This is a genomic window from Lentzea sp. NPDC055074 (assembly GCF_053608005.1).
In genome coordinates this window covers 23,635-43,889 of the sequence record NZ_JBSGUQ010000014.1, presented here as the reverse complement: position 1 = coordinate 43,889, position 20,255 = coordinate 23,635, and the positions used below count along the sequence as shown (strand labels likewise).

Genomic DNA, 20,255 nt, shown 5'->3' with positions numbered 1-20,255 from the left:
GATACGGTACATGGATACTATGTACATGGCTACTAACTCGAAGCCGCGTGGCCACCGATCCGGACCGTCAGCTCCTCGGCCGCCTTGCGCACCTCTTTGGCCAGGTCAGGCCATGTCTGGCCGCACGGTGTGTCGCACACGTGCCGGAACGTCAGCGTGATCGCCGCGATCGGCCGCTCGCCGTGGTCGAACACCGGCGCCGCCACCGAGGCGAACCCCGCCGTGACGAACCCGTCCTCGACCGACCAGCCCTGCCGGCGTTCCAGCGTCAGCAGCCGGCGCAGTGCCGGGAGGTTGTGCGGCCCGCGCCCGGTCCGGTCGACGAACGCCGCGACGGACGGCAGCAACGCCCTGACCTGCGCGGGAGGCAGGTGTGCCAGCATCGCGCGACCCGACGCGGTGAGGTGGGCGGGCAGCCGGACGCCGACGTCGGACACGATCGACTGGGGCTGCCGGGGCTGCTCCCGTACCAGGTACAGGGCCTCCGCTCCGTGCAGTACACCCAGATGCGCCACCTTCTCCATCCGATCGGCGAGCTTGCGCAGCAGCGGGCGAGCCAGGCGCTCCAGCGGGTCGTGGCGGAGGTAGGCCGAGCCGAGCTCGAACGCCGCGACGCCCAGGCCGTAGCGCTTCTCCTCGGGGAAGTGCGTCGCGAAGCCGGCCTCGGTCAGCTCCGAGAGCAGGTGGTACGTCGTTGACCTGGGCAGGTTGAGCTCACGCGCGACCGATGCCGCGGAGACGGGCCCCGGTCTGCCCGCCAGCAGCCGGAGGACCGCTAGCCCACGCCGGAGCGCGGGAACGTCACTGCTGCTGCCCACATCCGTGATTTTCCCACGTGATGCAGCCCACGCCGTTACTACATCAGGGCACACTCAACAGAACACGCCCGGGGAGCGTTGGAGGGGTGTGACGGTTTTGAAGGGGGTCGGGATTGACACCGAGTTTCGATGACTTCGTGGCGGAACAGGTAACCCCGTTGCTGCGCTATGCCACCGTGCTCACGTGCGACCCGCACCTGGCCCAGGACGTGGTCCAGGAAGTGCTGCTGCGTGCGCAGCAGAAGTGGGATCGCATCGGTTCAGTCGACCTCCCTCACGCCTACGTCAAGCGCATGGTGACCAACGAGTACCTCTCGTGGCGCAGACGCAGGGCCGCCAAGGACGTCGCCCTCTGCATGACCACCCTTGAGTCCGTCACCCCGCCCGTCGCAGACAAGACGCACCACTACGACGAGCGGGAAGCCATGTTGCAGCGGATCGCGAAGCTCCCCCGCAAACAGCGGGCCGCCGTCGTGCTCCGCTACTACGAGAACTACGAGGACTCGGAGATCGCACAGATGCTCGGTTGTGCCGAGGGAACAGTGCGCAGCCACATCTCGCGTGCGCTGGCCACACTCCGCCTGGACCACACGCCGGAACCCGCTGGTGTCGGGTTGCGGATCGGGGAGGGCCTGTCGTGAACGACACCGAACAGCTGATCAAGGAGGCACTCGGCCAGCTGGCCGAACGCACTCCGCACCCCGGGCCGACGCTCAACGCCCTGCGACGCAAGCGCAAGCGGCAGCGGAACAACATCTTCCTGATCGCCACGGCCGGCATGGCCGCGGTCGCCGTCCTGATCTTCGCGGGCGTCATCGCCAGCGACAGGTACACGCCGCCCAACACGAACGACGCCGCCGCCGCGCTCGTGCGGGACGAGGGCAAGGGCGGTGCGTTCAAGTACGCGCCGCACTGGCTGCCGACCGGGTTCGTCGAGAGCCTCCGCGCCACGAACACGACACCCACGAGGGTGTGGGGCCCGCCGGGCGCCGAGCCCTACGGCACTCCGGGCGTTGTGATCAGAACGCTCGGCGGTATGCCGGACGTCAACGGGTGGGACCTGGCCACCGTCCGCGGCCTGGAGGCACGGGCGCAGGTCAGGAACGACGCCGCGACCGTCGTCTGGAAGGCGCAGGACGTCTTGGAAGTGTCCGTGAACGGCATGGGCGACGCACGCGAGGTCGCCCTGCGCGTGGCCGAGTCGGTGCGAGCCGACGCCAAGATCGCGTACGAGCCGCCGTTCAAGCTCGAAGGCAAGCACGCCCAGGTCGTTCGAGGCACAGCGCCGGACAGGTGGAAGGCGTCGCTGGGCAGGGACTCGATCTCCGTGCAGGTGGCGACGGAGAAGCCGGAGCTGCCCGCGCCGAACGAACCGCTGACCGTGCGCGGCAAGCAGGGCGTGCGCAACGGCAACACCGTGGCCGTCCAGGACGGCGGCCTGTGGATCTCGGCGACCGCCAGTGACTGGTCCGACCTGCTGGTCGAGCTGGTGAACGAGGTCGAGCTCGCCGGCAAACCCGACACCGGCTGGATCGGCAAGGGCCTCTAGGCGCTGTCCTGCAAGTTCGTTCGGTGAGAGGCGCTGGCGAGAGACCCGGAGGCGGTGCCGCCGCCACGCCCTCATACCGGGCGTATTCGGGCGTCGCGGCGGTGCCGTCTCCGTGGCCCTCGGCCGCCACTGCCGCCCGACGGGACTTCCGGGACACGCCCTAGCCCCTGTCTGGAGTCCCAGACACCCATCCGCGCTCCGGGGTCGCTGAGTCGGCCCCGGAGCGCTGTGATGTCTGCATGCGACAACCGGTGGAGCTGGGTCCGAAGCCTCTGACCCTCGAGGACGTTCATGCCGTCGCCCGCGACGGCGCCCCGGTGGAGATCACCGCGGCGGCCAGGGAGGCGGTCACCACCGCCCGCGGCCACATCGAACAGCTCGCCACGGCCGAACGCCCCACCTACGGCGTCTCGACCGGGTTCGGCGCGCTCGCCGTCCGGCACATCCCGCCGGACCGCCGTGCCCAGCTGCAGCGGTCGCTGATCCGCTCGCACGCCGCCGGTTCCGGTCCCGAGGTCGAACGCGAGGTCGTCCGGGCGCTGATGTTGCTGCGCCTGCGCACGCTCTCGACCGGCCACACCGGCGTTCGGCTGTCCACTGTGGACGCGATGGCCGGGATGCTGAACGCCGGCATCACGCCGGTCGTGCACGAGTACGGCTCGCTGGGCTGCTCCGGCGACCTCGCGCCGTTGTCCGCGAACGCGCTGGCGCTCATGGGCGAGGGCATGGTCCGCAACTCGCGCGACGAGCTGGTGCCCGCCGCGGAGGCACTCGCCGAAGCGGGCATCGAACCGGTGCAGCTGGCCGAGAAGGAAGGCCTCGCGCTGATCAACGGCACCGACGGCATGCTCGGCATGCTGTCGCTGGCGATCGCCGACCTCACGAAGCTGCTGGACATCGCGGACCTCACCGCCGCGATGAGCGTCGAGGCCCTGCTCGGCACCGACCGCGTCTTCGAGCCGGAGCTGCACGCGCTGCGCCCGCACCCCGGCCAGAACCTGAGCGCCGCCCGGATGCTCGCGTTCCTGCGGGACTCCGAGATCGTCGCCTCGCACCGCGGCCCGGACTGCACCCGCGTCCAGGACGCGTACTCGCTGCGCTGCTCCCCGCAGGTGCACGGCGCGGCCCGCGACACCGTGGCGTACGCGGCGACGGTGGCCGACCGCGAGCTGGCGTCCGTGATCGACAACCCCGTCGTGCTGGCGGACGGCCGCGTCGAGTCCAACGGCAACTTCCACGGCGCCCCCGTGGCCTACGCGCTGGACTTCCTGGCCATCCCGCTCGCGGACGTGGCCTCGATCGCCGAGCGTCGCACCGACCGCATGCTCGACGTCTCCCGCTCGCACGGCCTGCCGCCGTTCCTCGCGGACGACCCCGGCGTCGACTCCGGCCACATGATCGCCCAGTACACGCAGGCCGCGATCGTGTCCGAGCTCAAGCGCCTCGCGGTGCCGGCGTCCGTCGACTCCATCCCGTCCTCCGCGATGCAGGAGGACCACGTGTCGATGGGTTGGTCTGCTGCTCGCAAGCTGCGCAAGGCCGTGGACGGTCTCACGACCGTGCTGGCCATCGAACTGCTCACCGCCGCACGGGCTCTCGACCTGCGCGCGCCCCTCAAGCCCGCCCCCGCGACGGCCGCCGCCGTGGCGAAGCTGCGCGAGACGGTCCAGGGACCTGGTCCCGACCGCCACCTCGCCCCCGAGATCGCCGCCGCCGAGGCCCTCATCCGAAGTGGAGTTCTGTGATGACCACCGTTCGCGCCGACCGCGGCACCGAACTGTCCGCGAAGAACTGGTCGACCGAGGCCGCGCTGCGGATGTTCCACAACAACCTCGACCCGGACGTCGCCGAGCGTCCCGAGGACCTCGTCGTCTACGGCGGCACCGGCAAGGCCGCGCGCGACTGGCCGTCGTTCGACGCGATCACCCGCGAGCTGAAGAACCTCGAGGCCGACGAGACGCTGCTCGTGCAGTCCGGCCGTCCGGTCGGTGTCATGCGCACGAACGAGTGGGCGCCGCGCGTGCTCATCGCGAACTCGAACCTCGTGCCGGACTGGGCGAACTGGCCCGAGTTCCGCCGCCTGGAGGCCGAGGGCCTCACGATGTACGGGCAGATGACCGCCGGCTCGTGGATCTACATCGGCACCCAGGGCATCCTGCAGGGCACCTTCGAGACGTTCGCCGCCGTCGCCACCAAGCGCTTCAACGGCACGCTCAGGGGCACGTTGACGGTCACCGCCGGACTGGGTGGCATGGGCGGTGCGCAGCCTCTCGCCGTGACGATGAACGAGGGCGTCGCGCTGTGCATCGAGGTCGACCCGCACCGCGCCCAGCGTCGCCTGGAGACCCGCTACCTCGACGAGATCGCCGACGACCTGGACTCCGCCATCGAGCGCGTGCTGGCCGCCAAGGCCGCCGGTGAGGCCGTGTCCGTCGGTGTCGTGGGGAACGCGGCGGAGATCCTCCCCGAGCTGCTGCGCCGCGAGGTCGCCGTCGACATCGTCACGGACCAGACGTCCGCGCACGACCCGTTGGCGTACCTGCCCGTCGGTGTCTCGCTGGACGAGTGGCAGGACTACGCCGCCGCGAAGCCCGAGGAGTTCACCGACCGCGCGCGCAAGTCGATGGCGGACCACGTCGAGGCGATGGTCGGGTTCATGGACCGCGGCGCCGAGGTGTTCGACTACGGCAACTCGATCCGTGGTGAGGCACAGCTCGGCGGCTACGAGCGCGCGTTCGCGTTCCCCGGCTTCGTGCCCGCCTACATCCGCCCGCTGTTCTGCGAGGGCAAGGGCCCGTTCCGCTGGGCCGCGCTGTCCGGCGACCCGGCCGACATCGCCAAGACCGACAAGGCGATCCTGGAGCTCTTCCCGGAGAACGAGCAGCTGCACCGCTGGATCAAGATGGCGGGGGAGCGCGTCGAGTTCCAGGGCCTGCCCGCCCGCATCTGCTGGCTCGGCTACGGCGAACGGCACCTCGCGGGCCTCAAGTTCAACGAGATGGTGGCGTCCGGCGAGCTGTCCGCGCCGATCGTCATCGGCCGCGACCACCTCGACTGCGGCTCGGTGGCCTCCCCGTACCGCGAGACCGAGGCGATGGCCGACGGGTCCGACGCGATCGCGGACTGGCCGCTGCTCAACGCCCTGGTCAACACGGCCTCGGGTGCGACCTGGGTGTCGATCCACCACGGTGGTGGCGTGGGCATCGGCCGGTCGATCCACGCCGGCCAGGTGACCGTCGCGGACGGCACCGAGCTGGCCGCGCAGAAGATCGAGCGCGTGCTGACCAACGACCCCGGCATGGGCGTCATCCGGCACGTGGACGCAGGGTACGACGAGGCCAAGACCGTGGCAGCGGACAAGGGCGTCCGCATCCCTATGGAGGGCTGATGCTCGACCAGATCGCGGACGTCGGCAAGGACCCGAAGCGCGGCGGCTACTCGCGCCACGGTTACAACAAGCCCGAGCTCGAACTGCGGCACTGGTTCGTGGAGCAGGCGGTCCGGCGCGGTCTCAACGTGGAGACCGACCAGAACGGCAACCTCTGGGCGTGGTGGGGCGAGCGCGGCGACAACGCGCTCATCACCGGCAGCCACCTCGACTCGGTGCCCGGAGGTGGCGCGTTCGACGGCCCGCTCGGGGTGACCTCGGCTCTCGAAGCCGTGGACCTCCTGCAGGCCAAGGGGTTCACGCCGGCGCGGCCGTTCGCGATCACGGTCTTCGCCGAGGAGGAGGGCGGCCGGTTCGGCGTCGCCTGTCTCGGCAGCAGGCTCCTGACCGGGGCCATCTCGCCGGAGAAGGCGTTGGGGCTCAAGGACCCGGACGGGGTGACCCTGGCCGAGGCCATGAAGGCGGCCGGTTACAACCCCGATCTGGCCGGTCGTGACGAGAAGGCGTTGAAGCGCATCGGCCAGTTCGTCGAGCTGCACGTCGAACAGGGCCGCGGCCTGACCGTTCCGGTCGGCGTCGCTTCGAGCATCCTCGCGCACGGCCGGTGGCGCTTCACGTTCTCCGGTGAGGGCAACCACGCCGGAGCGACGTTGATCGAAGACCGTCGTGACCCGATGCTCCCGGCATCACAGCTCGTCCTCGCCGCCAGGAAGGCGGCCAGGGGTGGCGGACGTGCCACCGTGGGAAGGCTCGTCCCCAACCCCGGTGGCACCAACGTCATCGCGTCCACCGTGGACGTCTGGCTGGACGCGCGGGACAGCGACGACGCACGCACCCGTGCGATGGTCGCGGAGATCTCCGAGGCGGCTCACGCGGCCGCCAAGGAGGAGGGCTGCGAGCTGCGGATCACCGAGGAGTCGTACGGCGACACGGTGCACTTCGACTCGGCTCTGCGGGACGACATCGCGGGCGCGCTCGGTGGCGTTCCGGCGCTGCCGACCGGTGCGGGTCACGACGCGGGCATCCTCGCCGAGCACGTGCCGACGGCGATGCTGTTCGTGCGCAACCCCACCGGCGTGAGCCACGCGCCGGAGGAGTTCGCCGAGCAGGCCGACGTCGACGAGGGCGTCCGGGCGCTGGCCGCGACGATCGAACACCTCGGCTCATGAACTTCTGGTGCGAGCGGGCCTGGTTGCCCTCCGGGCTCGCCGAACGCGTCCTGATCAGGGTCGAGAACGGCGTGATCGCGCAGGTGTCCACAGTGGACACGATTCCGCTGGGGGTGCGGCGGCTGCACGGCGTCGTCGTGCCGGGCTTCGCGAACGCGCACTCGCACGCGTTCCACCGGGCGTTGCGCGGCCGGACGCACGACGGTGGCGGCACGTTCTGGACGTGGCGGGAGGGCATGTATGCGCTGGCCTCTCGCCTCACCCCGCAGTCGTACTACCGCCTGGCCCGCGCGGTCTACGGCGAGATGGCGCTCGCCGGGGTGTCGGCCGTGGGCGAGTTCCACTACGTCCACGACAGGTCGAACGAGTTCGGCTACGCGTTGCGCGAGGCGGCGTCCGATGCCGGGATCCGGCTGACGCTGCTCGACACCTGCTACCTCGCGGGCGGCATCGACCAGCCCGTCAACGAGGTGCAACAGCGGTTCTCCGACGGCACGGCCGAAGCGTGGGCTTCGCGGGTCGGCGAGCTGGAGTCCGACGACGTGATGCGCGTCGGTGCCGCGATCCACTCGGTCCGCGCGGTGCCGCGTGCCGAGCTTTCGACGGTGGCACAGGCATTTCCGGACGCGCCGCTGCACGTCCACCTGTCGGAGCAGCCCGCCGAGAACGAGGCCTGTCTCGCCGCCTACGGGCGGACGCCGACCGGTCTGCTGCACGAGGCCGGCGCGTTGTCCCCGCGCACGACGGCCGTGCACGCCACGCACCTGACGCCAGAGGACATCGGGTTGCTCGGAGCCTCGGGCACCGGCGCGTGCTTCTGCCCGACGACCGAGGCGGACCTGGCCGACGGCATCGGCCCGGCGCGTGAACTGGCCGACGCGGGCAGCCCGTTGTCGCTGGGCAGCGACCAGCACGCGGTGATCGACCCGCTGCTGGAGACCCGCGCCCTGGAGCACAACGAGCGGCTCAGGACCGGCCAGCGAGGCCGTTTCTCGCCTGCCGAACTGCTCGACGCGGCCACCCGTCACTCGGCGATCGGCTGGGACGCCGGACGCATCGAGGCCGGCCTGCCGTGCGACCTCGTGGCCATCAGCTGCTCGACGCCGCGCACCGCGGGTTCGTTGCCGCAGCAGGTGCTGATGTCGGCGACGGCGTCCGATGTGGACACCGTGGTGGTCGGCGGCCGGGTGGTCGCGAGCGGGGGCGTGCACGAGAAGCTGGGAGACGTCGGCAGGCTGCTGTCGGACGCGATCGAGGAGCTGTGGGCATGAGCGTGCTGATCACCGGTATCGGTGAGCTGACCACGAACAGCGAGTCCACCGGGGACGCGCTGGTGATCGACGGTTCCGAGATCGCCTGGGTGGGCGACGCCTCGAGTGCTCCGGCCGCCGACGAACGCGTCGACGTCGAGGGCCGCGCGGTGCTGCCCGGCTGGGTCGACAGCCACACCCACCTGGTGTTCGCGGGCGACCGCACCGCCGAGTTCGGCGCGCGCATGGCCGGCAAGCCCTACACCGCGGGCGGTATCGCCGTGACCGTCGGCGCGACCCGTGCCGCGTCCGACGAGGAACTGGCCGCGGTCCTGCGCCGGCACATCGCCGAAGCGCTCAGGCAGGGCACCACGTTCGTCGAGACGAAGACCGGTTACGGCCTGAACGTCCCCGACGAGGTGCGGTCCGCGCGCATCGCCGCCGAGCAGGCCGACGAGGTCACGTTCCTCGGCGCTCACCTGGTACCGCCGGGCGAGGACGCGGACACGTACGTCGAGCTGGTCCGCGGCGAGATGCTCGACGCCGTCGCGCCGTTCGTGCGCTGGGCCGACGTGTTCTGCGAGAAGGGCGCGTTCGACTACGACCAGTCGAAGGCCGTCCTCGTCGCCGCGCGGCAGAAGGGCCTGGGCCTGCGCGTCCACGGCAACCAGCTCGGCGAGGGCCCCGGTGTGCGGCTGGCCGTCGAGCTCGGCGCCGCGTCGGTGGACCACTGCACGTACCTGTCGGCGGACGACGTCGACGCGCTGGCGTCGTCGGACACGGTCGCGACGCTGCTCCCGGCGTGCGACCTCTCGACCCGCCAGTCGCTGCCGCCCGCCCGCGCCCTGCTCGACGCCGGGGCCACGGTCGCGCTCGCCAGCAACTGCAACCCCGGCTCGTCGTACACCTCGTCGATGGCGTTCTGCGTGACGACAGCGGTCCTGCAGATGCGGATGAGCGTCGAGGAAGCGGTCTGGGCGGCGACGGCCGGCGGCGCACAAGCGTTGCGGCGCACCGACGTCGGGGTCATCAGGCCTGGTACGAGGGCTGATCTACACGTGCTGGACGCACCCTCGATCACGCACCTGGCCTATCGTCCGGGAGTTCCTTTGACCCACTCTGTGTGGCATAAGGGCGTGCGCACCAATTGAGACAGGAGTCTCAGCACCCTTCGTGTGGGCCTGTTGGCGGAAGGTGCGGGGCCGTACGGTGTCCCCGTGGTGGATTTCGCGGAGGCCCTGACGAAAGCCGTCGACAACAGCGGCCTCAGCCTCGAACGCATCCAGCACCACCTGGCCGCCCGGGGCATGCAGGTCAGCATCTCGACGCTCAGCTACTGGCGCCGCGGCCGCAGCCGTCCGGAACGCCCGGAGTCGTTGAAGGTCGTCGCTGCCCTGGAGGAGCTGCTCGACCTCGGTGAGGGCTTCCTGACCGACCGGCTGGGCGACAAGCGGCCACGGGGCCGCTGGGTGGACCAATCGCTGTCCCTGGAGGACATGTGGGACTCGCGGGCCACCGACCTCGGCGAGGTCATGTCGCGCATCGACCGCCTGCAGCCGACCGCGACCACCTACCTGAGCGTCCAGGACCGGCAGGTCGTCGGGCCGGACCGCCGTGAGGTCTCGAACCACTGCACGGGCGTGATCCAGGCGCTGGAGGACGGCGTCGACAGGTTCCTCGCCATCCAGCTGGCCGATGCCACGGACCTCGGCGTCCCGTCGATCGAGGCGGGCCCGCCGTGCCGGCTCGGGAGGGTGCGCAGCGAGGACTCGACGGGGTTCCTCGTCGCGGAGATCCTCTTCGACCGGATGCTCAGAGCGGGAGAGACGGCTCTGGTCGACTACACGGTCCGGATGAGACCGGGGGCCGACAGCGAGGTGTGCGACCGGCGGTTCCTGCGTCCGGTGAACGACTACACGCTGCAGATCGACTTCCGCCCGGACGCGGTGCCCGCTCGCTGTTTCCAGTTCGCCCGGCCCTCGCTGCACGAGCCGGAGACCGCTCTCAACGACCTGTGGATCGGGACGACGGCGTCGACGCACATCCACGTGCGGAACTCGAAGCCCGGAATCTATGGAGTGCGGTGGGAGTGGGAGTAGCCGCTACTCCCACTCCCACCGCAAGCGCCCCCAGTCGAAACGATGCGCTCGGCCGAGCCGCATTCGGCCTGCTCATCAAGGGCGCCCAGGATGGCCGTCACCGCTGCAGGGAGGCGGCGACAGCAGGTTCCTAGACCTTCAGCAACAGGTTCGGCGAACCCGTCCTGATGTCGGTCAGCTTGTTCGGCGTGGCCGCACCGACCAGGGCGTTGCGCACCTGGGCGGGCGTCGCGGACGGGTTCGCGCTCAGGTGGAGCGCGGCCGCTCCGGCGACGTGCGGGGAGGCCATCGACGTGCCGCCCATGGACCGCGTGCCGGTGTCGGTGCTGTGCGAGGCGGAGATGATGTCGCTACCCGGCGCCCAGATGTCGAGGCAACTGCCGTAGTTCGACGAGCCCGCGCTGTAGATCGACCGCTTGTCGGTGCGGTCGGACGCGCCGACGGTGATCGCCTCAGGCGTGCGGGCCGGGGTGAAGTTGCAGGCGTCCTGGCCGCTGTTGCCGCCCGCCAGCACGTAGGTGAAGCCCGCGCTGATCGAGCGCCTGACGGCGTTCTCCAGCGAGCTGTTCGTGCCGCTGCCACCGAGGCTCATGTTGACGACGGCGGGCTTCTTGCCGTTGGCCGTCACCCAGTCGATGCCGCGGATGATGCCGTCCCACGCGCCGCTGCCGTTGCAGTCGAGGACGCGGACGCCGACGAGCTTGGCCTTCTTCGCGACGCCGTAGGTCTTGCCTCCGACCGTGCCGGCGACGTGCGTTCCGTGGCCCTGGCAGTCCTGGGCGACGGCGTCGTTGTCGATGAAGTCGTAACCGTCGGAAGCGCGGCCCTCGAATTCGGAATGCGTTTTCCTGATTCCGGTGTCGAGAACGTAAGCGGTCACGTTCGACGCGGTGTTCGGGTACGTGTAGGACTTGCTCAGAGGCAGGTTCGCCTGGTCGATCCGGTCGAGACCCCACGTCGGGTTCGACTGGGTGGCCTGGATCGTGGCGAACGTGTTGCGCTCGACGAATTGCACGTCCGGGTCGGCCGCGAGGCGGCGCGCCTGACGTTCGGACATTCCGGTGACCGAGAACCCGTTCAGCGCGGCGCTGTAGGTGTGCTTGACGTTGCCCTGGTAGCGGGACGCCAACGCGCTGGCAGGGGTGCGCGCTCCGTCCTTCAGCACCACGATGTAGCTGCCCTCGACCGCTTGTGCGCCCGCGCCGGGGAGCACTGACTGTTCGGCGATCGCGGTGGGCGTCCACATCGCTGTGGAAGCGATGCCCAATGCCGCGGCTATGGCGACATGACGCCGAAGTGCCATGGGTTCCTCCTGGCAGGGAATGAACTGGGGAACACGAAGAAACTAACTCGACATGTGCTTCGGATAACAGGTTCGAAACTTCAGTTCTCAATACTGTCAAAACTGTGTCGATACCGTTTTCAGGTACTCGCCGTGGCTGGCCGAGCCGGATTCGATCACTGGCCGTAGCATTCGGGCGTGCAGGAATTCGCCGAGGCGTTGACGAAGGCCGTGGAGACCAGCGGCCTCAGCCTGGAGCGGATCCAGCACCACTTGGAGCTGCGCGGTCTGCAGGTGAGCCTGTCGACGCTCTCGTACTGGCGCCGCGGCCGCAGCCGTCCGGAACGACCCGAGTCGCTGCAGGCCGTCGCCGCCCTCGAGGAGATCCTGCGGGTGGCACCGGGAGCGCTGACGGGCAGTCTCGGCGACAAACGGCCGCGGGGGCGGTGGGTCGAGCGGGCCGCCGCGCTGGAGGGGATCTGGCAGGAGGCCGCGATCGACCTCGGCCGCGCCATCGCCCGCGTCGACAAGCTCCTGCCGTACCCCGCGAAGTACCTCTCCGTCCGGGACCTGACGGTGATCGGCCCGGACCGGCGCGAGGTCGAGATGCGGACCAGCTCGGTGATCGAGGCCTTCGAGGACGGCGTCGACCGGATCCTCGTCGCGAAGTACGCGGACGAGGACGACCGCTCTCCCGGCGGGATCTTCGCCGAGAGGTCGTGCCGGGTCGGCCGGGTGCGCAGCGACGACGAGCACAAGCTGTACGTCGCGGAGATCATCCTCGACCGCGTGCTGCGGGCGGGGGACACCGCGCTCGTCGACCTGAGGTACACCTCCGACCCCGGCGCGGACAGCGTCTCCGCGGACCGCCGGTTCGTCCGGCCGCTGCGCGACTACGTGCTGGAGGTCGAGTTCCACCCGGACGCGGTTCCCGTGCGGTGTCACAGCTTCAGCCGCCCCGAACCGGGTGCGCCGGACGTCGACACCCGTGAGCTGTGGATCGGCACGACCGCCTCCGCTCACCTCGTCGTGCACGAGGCCCAGCCCGGCTGGGTCTACGGCATCAAGTGGGAGTGGGAGTAGCGGCCCTCGCTCGCTACTCCCACGACTGTGCGCCGGGTTCAGTTCCCGACGCGCAGCAGCCTGTTGGGGGATCCGGCCTGGAGGTCGCGCAGGTTCGGCGTGCTCGCGCCGTTCACGAGGGCGTCGCGGACCTGCTGGTTCGTCGCGCCGGGGTTCGCGCCGAGGTACAACGCGGCCGCACCGGCCACGTGCGGGGACGCCATCGACGTGCCGCCCCGGACCTCGGAGGCGAAGTCGCCGTTGCGCGACGCGGCCTGGACGTCGCCGCCGGGAGCCCAGATGTCGACGCACGGCCCGAAGTTCGACGACCACCTCGGGTAGACCGCGCGGGCGTCGTTGGAGCTCGTGGCGCCGACGGTGATCGCCTCCGGTGTGCGGGCCGGGGTGAAGCCGCACGCGTCCCTGCCGGAGTTGCCCGCCGCCAGCACGTAGGTGAACCCGGCCGCGATCGAGCGGCGGACGGCGTCCTCCTCGGCCGGGTTCTGGCCCTCGGCGCCGAGGCTCATGTTGACCACCGCGGGGCGCACCCCGTTCGCGGTGACCCACTCGATGCCGGCGAGCACGCTGTCCGCGTCGGCGTAACCGTTGCAGGCCAGCACCTTGACGCCGACGACCTGGGCTCGCTTCGCGACGCCGAACGTCCTGCTCGCGAGGGTGCTCGCGACGTGCGTGCCGTGCCCGTTGCAGTCGTCCGCGACCGGGTCGTCGTCGATGAAGTCGTAGCCGTTCGACGCGCGTCCGCCGAACTCGGAATGCGTGGTCCGAATTCCCGAGTCGATGACGTAGGCGTGCACGTTCTGCGCCGCGCCGGCCGGATAGGTGTAGCCGTTGTCGAGCGGGAGAGCGCGTTGGTCGATGCGGTCGAGGCCCCAGACCGGGCCGCGTTGCGTGTCCTGGCTGCGCATCCTGAGGTTGCGCTGGACGTAGGCGACGCTCGGATCGGCCGCGAGCCGCCTCGCCTGCTTCTCGGACATCTCGTGCACGGAGAAACCGCTGATCGCGGCCTTGTAGCTGCGCTTGATCCTGCCCTCGTACCTGCTCAGCAGAGCCTGCGGGGAGGCCTTGGCGCCGTCCTTCAGCACGACGATGTAGCTGTTCGCCACGGCGTCGCCGGTGCCGACGACGTCTTTTTCCGCATGGGCGGCAGGGGTGGGGAGAACGGCGACGAACAATGCGGCCGCAATGCAGATCTTGATTCTCATCGGGTCCTCCAGGCAAGGGGCGAACGCGATGAAACGTAACTTCACGAGCGGGTGAAATGACAGGGCAGAAAATTTGGCGACGAATACTGTCAAATCTGTGGCGAGCTGGAGCAGCTCCACGTGGCACAATGCCGCGCCGCGAGGCAGGGTGGGGGTATGGAGTACACCAACCTCGGTCGCAGCGGCCTGTCCGTCTCCCGCCTGTGCCTCGGCACGATGAACTTCGGTCCCGAGACCTCCGAGGCCGACAGCCACGCGATCATGGATCGCGCCCACGAGCACGGCCTGAACTTCTTCGACACGGCCAACGTCTACGGCTGGAAGAAGGGCGAGGGCGTCACCGAGACCATCATCGGCAACTGGTTCGCCCAGGGCGGCACCCGCCGCGAGCGGACCGTCGTCGCCACCAAGCTCTACGGCAGCATGGGCGACTGGCCGAACGAGACCAAGCTGTCGGCGCTGAACATCCGCCGCGCCGCGGACGCGTCGTTGAAGCGCCTCCAGACCGATTACATCGACCTGTACCAGATGCACCACGTCGACCGGGACACGCCGTGGGACGAGATCTGGGAAGCCTTCTCGGTGCTGCGCCAGCAGGGCAAGGTCATCTACTTCGGCTCGTCCAACTTCGCGGGCTGGCACATCGCCCAGGCAGCCGAGGCCGCGCGCACCCGAGGGTTCCTCGGCCTGGTGTCCGAGCAGTCGATCTACAACCTGATGACCCGCTGGGCCGAGCTGGAGGTGCTGCCGGCGGCCAAGCACTACGGCCTCGGCGTGATCCCGTGGTCGCCGCTGCACGGCGGGTTGCTGGGCGGTGTGCTGCGCAAGCAGCGCGAGGGTGGCGTTTCCCGTTCGGCCTCAGGGCGTTCCGCCGACGCGTTGGAGAAGAGCCGCGACCAGATCGAGGCCTACGAGAAGCTGTGCGCCGAGATCGGGGAGGACCCGGCCAACGTCGGGCTGGCCTGGTTGCTGCACCAGGACGGGGTGACCGCGCCGATCATCGGGCCGCGCACCATCGAGCAGCTCGACAACTCGCTGCGGGCGGCCGAGCTGAAGCTCGACACCGAGGTGCTGGCGAAGCTCGACGAGCTGTTCCCGGCGCCGGGGCCGAACGGGTCGAAGCCGGCGCCGGAGGCCTACGCCTGGTAGGTCAGTCCTCGAAGTCGTCGTCGTCGCGCGCCAGGAACGTGGCGAAGCGCTCGATCGGCGTCTCGAAGTCGGGGTTGGCGTCGACGAACTCCCGCAGCTTGTCGGCGAGCCACGCGAACGTGACCTCCTCCTCGCCGCGCCGCTTCTCGAGCTCCTCGATGCCGCGATCGGTGTGGTACATGCGAAAACTCCTGTGAGGGCTTAGAAAACGAGCCGCCGGACCCAGTGGATCCGGCGGCTCGTTCGCGTCATGCGGGACTTACTCGAACGCGCGGGTGATGATCTCGCGCTGCTCGACCTCGTGCACCTTGCTCGAACCGGCCGACGGGGCGGCCATCGGGCGGCGCGACACGCGGCGGACGGTGCCGAGGTGCTCGGGCAGCAGCTCCGGCAGGGCCAGACCGTAGAACGGCCAGGCACCCTGGTTCGCCGGCTCCTCCTGCACCCAGCGGACGTCCTTCGCGTTCGGGTAGCGCTCCAGGGTCTCGGTCAGCTTGCGGGCCGGGACCGGGTAGAGCTGCTCGACGCGCACGATCGCCACGTCGCCGCCGCCGCGCTTCTCGCGCTCGGCGTGCAGCTCGTAGGAGATCTTGCCGCTGCACAGCAGGACCTTCGTGACCGCGTTCGGGTCCTTGATGGTCGGGTCGTCCATGACCGAGTGGAAGCGGTCGTTGATGAACTCGTCCGTCCCGGACACCGCGGCCTTGAGGCGCAGCATGGACTTCGGCGTGAACACGATCAGCGGCCGGTCGACGCCGTCGAGGGCGTGGCGACGCAGCAGGTGGAAGTAGTTCGCCGGAGTCGACGGCACCGCGACGGTCATCGAGCCCTCGGCGCACAGCTGCAGCCAGCGCTCGATGCGGCCCGACGTGTGGTCGGGGCCCTGGCCCTCGTGGCCGTGCGGCAGCAGGATCACGACGTCGGAACGCTGACCCCACTTGGCTTCACCGGACGAGATGAACTCGTCGATGATCGGCTGCGCGCCGTTGACGAAGTCACCGAACTGCGCCTCCCACAGCACCAGCGCCTGCGGGTTCGCCACCGAGTAGCCGTACTCGAAGCCGACGGCCGCGAACTCCGACAGCACCGAGTCGTAGACCATGAACTTGCCCTGGTCCTCGGACAGGTGCTGCAGCGGCGTGTGCTCCGCGCCGGTCTTGCGGTCGATCAGGGTCGCGTGGCGCTGCACGAACGTGCCGCGGCGCGAGTCCTGACCGGCCAGGCGGACGTTGCGGCCCTCGATCGCGAGCGAACCGAACGCGAGGAGCTCGGCGAACGCCCAGTCGATGCCACCCTCGCGCGCCATCTTGGCGCGGCGGTCGAGCACCGGCTTGACGCGCGCGTGCGGCGTGAAGCCCTCCGGCAGGTTCACGTGGGCGTCCGCGATGTGCTCCAGCACCTCGCGGGTGATGCCCGTGGGCAGCTTCGCCGGGATCTGCTGCTCGGCCTCCACGGACGGGCTGACCGTCACGGGGTGCTTCTCGAGCTCGCGGACCTCGTTGAAGACGTGCTCCAGCTGGCTGGAGAAGTCCTGCAGTGCCTTCTCGGCCTCTTCGACCGTGATGTCGCCGCGGCCGATCAGGGACTCGGTGTAGGTCTTGCGCACCGAGCGCTTCTGGTCGATCACGTCGTACATCGCCGGCTGCGTCATCGAGGGGTCGTCGCCCTCGTTGTGGCCGCGGCGGCGGTAGCAGACCATGTCGATCACGACGTCCTTGGCGAACGCCTGGCGGTACTCGACGGCCAGCTTCGCGACCCAGTAGCAGGCCTCGGGGTCGTCGCCGTTCACGTGGAAGACCGGCGAGCCGATCATCTTCGCGACGTCGGTCGAGTACTTCGAGGACCGCGAGTTCTCCGGCGCGGTGGTGAAGCCGACCTGGTTGTTCACGACGATGTGGACCGTGCCACCGGTGCGGTAACCGCGGACCAGCGCCAGGTTCAGCGTCTCGGCGACGACACCCTGACCGGCGAAAGCCGCGTCACCGTGCATGGCGACCGGCAGGACGGGGAAGAAGTCGCCGCCCTTGTCGATCAGGTCCTGCTTGGCGCGCACGATGCCCTCGAGCACCGGGTCGACCGCTTCGAGGTGCGACGGGTTCGCCGTCAGCGACACCTTCGTCTCGCCGTCGCCGAACATGCGGAAGTACTTGCCCTCGGCGCCGAGGTGGTACTTCACGTCGCCGGAGCCGTGCGCCTGACCGGGGTCGAGGTTGCCCTCGAACTCGCGGAAGATCTGCGAGATCGGCTTGCCGACGATGTTCGCGAGGACGTTGAGGCGGCCGCGGTGCGGCATGCCGATGACGACCTCGTCGAGCTCGTGCTCGGCGGCCTTGTCGAGCACCGCGTCGAGCAGCGGGATGACGGTCTCGCCGCCCTCGAGCGAGAAGCGCTTCTGGCCGACGTACTTCGTCTGCAGGAACGTCTCGAAGGCCTCAGCCGCGTTGAGCTTGCTGAGGATGTACTTCTGCACGGTGGCCGGCGGCTTCTCGTGCGGGACCTCGACGCGCTCCTGGATCCACTGGCGCTCTTCGGGCTCGAGGATGTGCATGTACTCGACGCCGACGGTGCGGCAGTACGAGTTGCGCAGCACGCCCAGGATGTCGCGGAGCTTCATCCGCTCCTTGCCGGCGAAGCCGCCGACCGGGAACTCGCGGTCCAGGTCCCACAGCGTCAGGCCGTGGCTGAGCACGTCCAGGTCGGCGTGGGAGCGCTGGCGGTAGTTCAGCGGGTCCGTGTCGGCCATCAGGTGACCGCGAGTGCGGAACGCGTCGATCAGCTCGATGACGCGGGCGGTCTTGTCGACGGCGCCCTCGGGGATGTCCGCGACCCAGCGGATGGGCTCGTAGGGCAGCCGCAGCGACGCGAAGATGTCGTCGTAGAAGCCGTCCTCGCCCAGCAGCAGCTGGTGGACGCGCTTGAGGAACTCGCCCGACTCCGCGCCCTGGATGATGCGGTGGTCGTACGTGGAGGTCAGCGTGATGATCTTGCTGACGCCCATGTCCGTGAGCGCCTGCTCACTGGTGCCCTGGAAGTGCGCGGGGTACTCCATGGCGCCGACGCCGATGATCGCGCCCTGACCGGCCTGCAGACGCGGCACCGAGTGGTTCGTGCCGATCGTGCCGGGGTTGGTCAGCGAGATCGTGGTGCCGGAGAAGTCGTCCGCCGTCAGCGAGCCGCCGCGGGCCTTGCGGATCAGGTCCTCGTAGGCCTGCCAGAACTGCGTGAACGTCATGTTCTCGCAGCCCTTGACCGACGCGACGACCAGCGTGCGGCTGCCGTCCTTGCCGGGCAGGTCGATCGCCAGACCGAAGTTGACGTGCTCCGGCGTGACGACGAACGGCTTGCCGTCGACCTCGGCGTAGTGGCGGTTCATGTTCGGGAACGCCTGCAGCGCCCGCACGACCGCGTAGCCGATCACGTGCGTGAAGGAGACCTTCCCGCCGCGCGTCCGCTTCAGGTGGTTGTTGATGACGATGCGGTTGTCGGCCAGCAGCTTCGCGGGCACGGCGCGCACGCTGGTCGCGGTCGGAACGGTGAGCGACAGCTCCATGTTCTTCGCGATCGCGGCGGAGGCGCCGCGCAACTGCTTCTGCTCGGGCTGCGCGCTCGGCTTGACCGGGGCTGCCTTCGCTGCCTGCTGCGGCGCCGGCTTGCCGGTCTGCGGCAGCGTGGCCGCGGGCTTCGGCGCGGCGGCGGCCGGCTTGGGTGCCGCCGCGGGCGCGGGCTTGCCGTTGTCGGCAGCCGGCGGCGTCACGGTCGCGGTCGTGGTGGAGCCACCCGCGCTGGCCGTGGCGGCGCTACCGTTGGCACCCGCACGCTTGTAGTCGGCAAAGAAGTCGTGCCATGCCGGGTCTACCGATGACGGGTCCGCGAGGAACTGCTCGTACATCTCCTCGACGAGCCATTCGTTCGGCCCGAACTGTGACGCAGGACTGCTGCTGGACACGGCTGTCGCTCGCCTCTATCCATCTCGCTCTTGGTGTTGACTCATGCGGTAGCCAGGTTAGTCCCCCATGCCCGGGCCTTCACACGCTGGAGGCACATGGCAAGGAGTGCTCGGTCACAGGATCGATCAGGACGGGCCCGTCGTCACCCGCAGTTGAGCAGTTCTTGATGTGCGTCTCACTACGTCGCCTCCCGATCGGGTAATGCTCGCTGAGCTGTTGGACGGGCATACGCACCGAGCGCACTGATCAGTTCACGATAGGTACAACATCGCGGCTCTGCGGATTGATCTTGTTCAGTCCAGTGAACTCAGGATCGACGCGGCCATCGCCGCGGTGAAGCTCGTCCTGGCCTCGTCGGTCGTCCGGTCCAGGCTGAGGTACGGGTTCAGGTCCTCCAGTTCGACCAGCAGCAGGTCGCCCTGCTGGGTGCGGCACGCGTCGACGCGCTGGATGCCGTGGTCCAGGTCGTTCCAGTCGATGAACCGCTGCGCGAAATCTCGGTCTTTTTGGGTGGGCTCGTAGTGGGTCAGGTCCCATCTCTGTGCCGGGTCCGGGGCGTACAGGGCGTACTGGAGGTCGTGGTCCACGAAGTAGAACGAGACCTCGTACTGGAAATCGACCTTGGGCTGGACGAGGACCTGCTCGTTGTCGCGAGCCTTGTCGCCGAGGTTGGTGTGGAGGTTTTCAGCCGGGACGAACTCCAGGCCGTGGGAGTCGGCGCCTGCCTTGGGCTTCACGACGTACTCGGTCGCGTGGGGGAGGCGGTCCAGGTTCGCCGCCTGGTCGACCGTGGGGATGACCGGGTAGCCCTCGGTGGTCAGGTCGACCATGTACTGCTTGCCGGCCATGTCGCCCTTGCCCGTCAGCGGGTTGTAGACGCGTTGGTTCGTGGCTTTGGCCTCTGCTCGGAAGGCTTGGTAGGCCAGTTCGTAGTCGGCTGTCGGGCCGCTGTTGCGGACCACGACCGTGTCGTGCGGGGGCATCAGGGCGGTGGCGTCTTCTGGATGGCAGATGGCCAGGTCGAAGTGTTTTCTCAGATGTGAGGTCAGGTAGATGTCCTCGTCGCAGTAGCGGCGGCCTTTGGCCGGGTAGGCCAGGTTGGAGACGTAGAGGACTTTGGGGCGCATGTGGGCTCCGGTCTGGTGGGGGCGCGGCGGCGTGGGGCCAGGTGGGGTGGGGCCAGGTGGCGTGGGGCCAGGTGGCGTGGGGCCTGTGCGGTGGTCGGCTTGAGTTGGGTTGGTGGCGGTTCCAGCGGGGTGGTCGCCTGCCGTGCGTTGTGTCGCCTTGTGTGGGTGGTTGCGTGGGTCGTGACGTGGCGG

16 protein-coding genes are annotated in these 20,255 nt (G+C 69.5%); 10 read left to right on the top strand and 6 right to left on the bottom strand.

Features of this window, described 5'->3' with window-relative positions; translation table 11 throughout:
• Positions 1-32 precede the first annotated feature (32 nt).
• Positions 33-818, bottom strand: coding sequence for an IclR family transcriptional regulator (locus tag ACWF7A_RS28285; protein WP_452253519.1), 786 nt, complete (start codon positions 816-818; stop codon positions 33-35).
• Positions 819-931: 113 nt separating this feature from the next.
• Here ACWF7A_RS28285 and ACWF7A_RS28280 point away from each other — a divergent pair, with 113 nt between their 5' ends.
• From ACWF7A_RS28280 to ACWF7A_RS28245, 8 genes are all read left to right on the top strand, one after another.
• Positions 932-1,459: a SigE family RNA polymerase sigma factor gene (locus ACWF7A_RS28280; protein ID WP_452253518.1), complete on the top strand. Its 528-nt coding sequence runs from the start codon at positions 932-934 to the stop codon at positions 1,457-1,459.
• Positions 1,456-2,367 (top strand): hypothetical protein, encoded by a 912-nt coding sequence (locus tag ACWF7A_RS28275; protein WP_452253517.1) that lies wholly within the window; start codon positions 1,456-1,458, stop codon positions 2,365-2,367. The genes ACWF7A_RS28280 and ACWF7A_RS28275 overlap by 4 nt, the downstream gene beginning before the upstream one ends.
• 239 nt (positions 2,368-2,606) lie before the next feature.
• The gene (hutH, locus tag ACWF7A_RS28270) at positions 2,607-4,112 is read left to right on the top strand and encodes a histidine ammonia-lyase (protein ID WP_452253516.1); all 1,506 of its coding nucleotides are present in this window, start codon (positions 2,607-2,609) and stop codon (positions 4,110-4,112) included.
• On the top strand, positions 4,109-5,755 hold the full coding sequence (gene hutU, locus ACWF7A_RS28265) for a urocanate hydratase (protein ID WP_452253515.1): 1,647 nt from the start codon (positions 4,109-4,111) through the stop codon (positions 5,753-5,755). The genes hutH and hutU overlap by 4 nt, the downstream gene beginning before the upstream one ends.
• Positions 5,755-6,924: an allantoate amidohydrolase gene (locus ACWF7A_RS28260; protein ID WP_452253514.1), complete on the top strand. Its 1,170-nt coding sequence runs from the start codon at positions 5,755-5,757 to the stop codon at positions 6,922-6,924. Before hutU ends, ACWF7A_RS28260 begins: the two co-directional genes overlap by 1 nt.
• The gene (locus ACWF7A_RS28255) at positions 6,921-8,195 is read left to right on the top strand and encodes a formimidoylglutamate deiminase (RefSeq protein ID WP_452253513.1); all 1,275 of its coding nucleotides are present in this window, start codon (positions 6,921-6,923) and stop codon (positions 8,193-8,195) included. The genes ACWF7A_RS28260 and ACWF7A_RS28255 overlap by 4 nt, the downstream gene beginning before the upstream one ends.
• Positions 8,192-9,325 carry an imidazolonepropionase gene (gene hutI, locus ACWF7A_RS28250; RefSeq protein ID WP_452253512.1) on the top strand — a complete coding sequence of 378 codons (1,134 nt, stop codon included), beginning with the start codon at positions 8,192-8,194 and terminating at the stop codon, positions 9,323-9,325. Before ACWF7A_RS28255 ends, hutI begins: the two co-directional genes overlap by 4 nt.
• Positions 9,326-9,391: 66 nt before the next feature.
• Positions 9,392-10,273 (top strand): hypothetical protein, encoded by an 882-nt coding sequence (locus tag ACWF7A_RS28245; protein WP_452253511.1) that lies wholly within the window; start codon positions 9,392-9,394, stop codon positions 10,271-10,273.
• A gap of 130 nt (positions 10,274-10,403) precedes the next feature.
• Here ACWF7A_RS28245 and ACWF7A_RS28240 read toward each other — a convergent pair whose 3' ends face one another.
• Entirely contained in the window at positions 10,404-11,576 is a 1,173-nt protein-coding gene (locus ACWF7A_RS28240) for a S8 family peptidase (RefSeq protein WP_452253510.1), read from the bottom strand.
• A 177-nt stretch (positions 11,577-11,753) separates the two neighbouring features.
• On the opposite strand from ACWF7A_RS28240, the gene ACWF7A_RS28235 reads away from it, so the two are divergent.
• Positions 11,754-12,638, top strand: coding sequence for an XRE family transcriptional regulator (locus tag ACWF7A_RS28235; RefSeq protein WP_452253509.1), 885 nt, complete (start codon positions 11,754-11,756; stop codon positions 12,636-12,638).
• Positions 12,639-12,676: 38 nt separating this feature from the next.
• Here ACWF7A_RS28235 and ACWF7A_RS28230 read toward each other — a convergent pair whose 3' ends face one another.
• A complete protein-coding gene (locus ACWF7A_RS28230; protein WP_452253508.1) occupies positions 12,677-13,840 on the bottom strand; it encodes a S8 family peptidase in 1,164 nt (387 codons plus the stop codon).
• Positions 13,841-13,996: 156 nt separating this feature from the next.
• Between ACWF7A_RS28230 and ACWF7A_RS28225 the strand changes: the two genes are divergently transcribed.
• Positions 13,997-14,989, top strand: coding sequence for an aldo/keto reductase (locus ACWF7A_RS28225; protein ID WP_452253507.1), 993 nt, complete (start codon positions 13,997-13,999; stop codon positions 14,987-14,989).
• A gap of 1 nt (position 14,990) precedes the next feature.
• On the opposite strand, the gene ACWF7A_RS28220 is transcribed toward ACWF7A_RS28225, so the two are convergent.
• The 3 genes from ACWF7A_RS28220 to ACWF7A_RS28210 form a co-directional block, all read right to left on the bottom strand.
• Entirely contained in the window at positions 14,991-15,170 is a 180-nt protein-coding gene (locus ACWF7A_RS28220) for a DUF6104 family protein (RefSeq protein ID WP_030471325.1), read from the bottom strand.
• A 78-nt stretch (positions 15,171-15,248) separates the two neighbouring features.
• Entirely contained in the window at positions 15,249-18,935 is a 3,687-nt protein-coding gene (locus ACWF7A_RS28215) for a multifunctional oxoglutarate decarboxylase/oxoglutarate dehydrogenase thiamine pyrophosphate-binding subunit/dihydrolipoyllysine-residue succinyltransferase subunit (protein ID WP_452253506.1), read from the bottom strand.
• Positions 18,936-19,229: 294 nt separating this feature from the next.
• Positions 19,230-20,063, bottom strand: a complete 834-nt coding sequence (locus ACWF7A_RS28210) for a hypothetical protein (protein ID WP_452253505.1) — start codon at positions 20,061-20,063, stop codon at positions 19,230-19,232.
• Positions 20,064-20,255 lie beyond the last annotated feature (192 nt).

What these genes read in the sequence shown, in the direction of transcription:
- ACWF7A_RS28260 (WP_452253514.1), top strand. Translation starts at nt 5,755, where the DNA reads ATGCTCGACCAGATCGCGGACGTCGGCAAGGACCCGAAGCGCGGCGGC.
- ACWF7A_RS28210 (WP_452253505.1), bottom strand. Translation starts at nt 20,063, where the DNA reads ATGCGCCCCAAAGTCCTCTACGTCTCCAACCTGGCCTACCCGGCCAAA.
- hutI (WP_452253512.1), top strand. Translation starts at nt 8,192, where the DNA reads ATGAGCGTGCTGATCACCGGTATCGGTGAGCTGACCACGAACAGCGAG.
- hutH (WP_452253516.1), top strand. Translation starts at nt 2,607, where the DNA reads ATGCGACAACCGGTGGAGCTGGGTCCGAAGCCTCTGACCCTCGAGGAC.
- ACWF7A_RS28230 (WP_452253508.1), bottom strand. Translation starts at nt 13,840, where the DNA reads ATGAGAATCAAGATCTGCATTGCGGCCGCATTGTTCGTCGCCGTTCTC.
- ACWF7A_RS28240 (WP_452253510.1), bottom strand. Translation starts at nt 11,576, where the DNA reads ATGGCACTTCGGCGTCATGTCGCCATAGCCGCGGCATTGGGCATCGCT.
- ACWF7A_RS28255 (WP_452253513.1), top strand. Translation starts at nt 6,921, where the DNA reads ATGAACTTCTGGTGCGAGCGGGCCTGGTTGCCCTCCGGGCTCGCCGAA.
- ACWF7A_RS28225 (WP_452253507.1), top strand. Translation starts at nt 13,997, where the DNA reads ATGGAGTACACCAACCTCGGTCGCAGCGGCCTGTCCGTCTCCCGCCTG.
- ACWF7A_RS28220 (WP_030471325.1), bottom strand. Translation starts at nt 15,170, where the DNA reads ATGTACCACACCGATCGCGGCATCGAGGAGCTCGAGAAGCGGCGCGGC.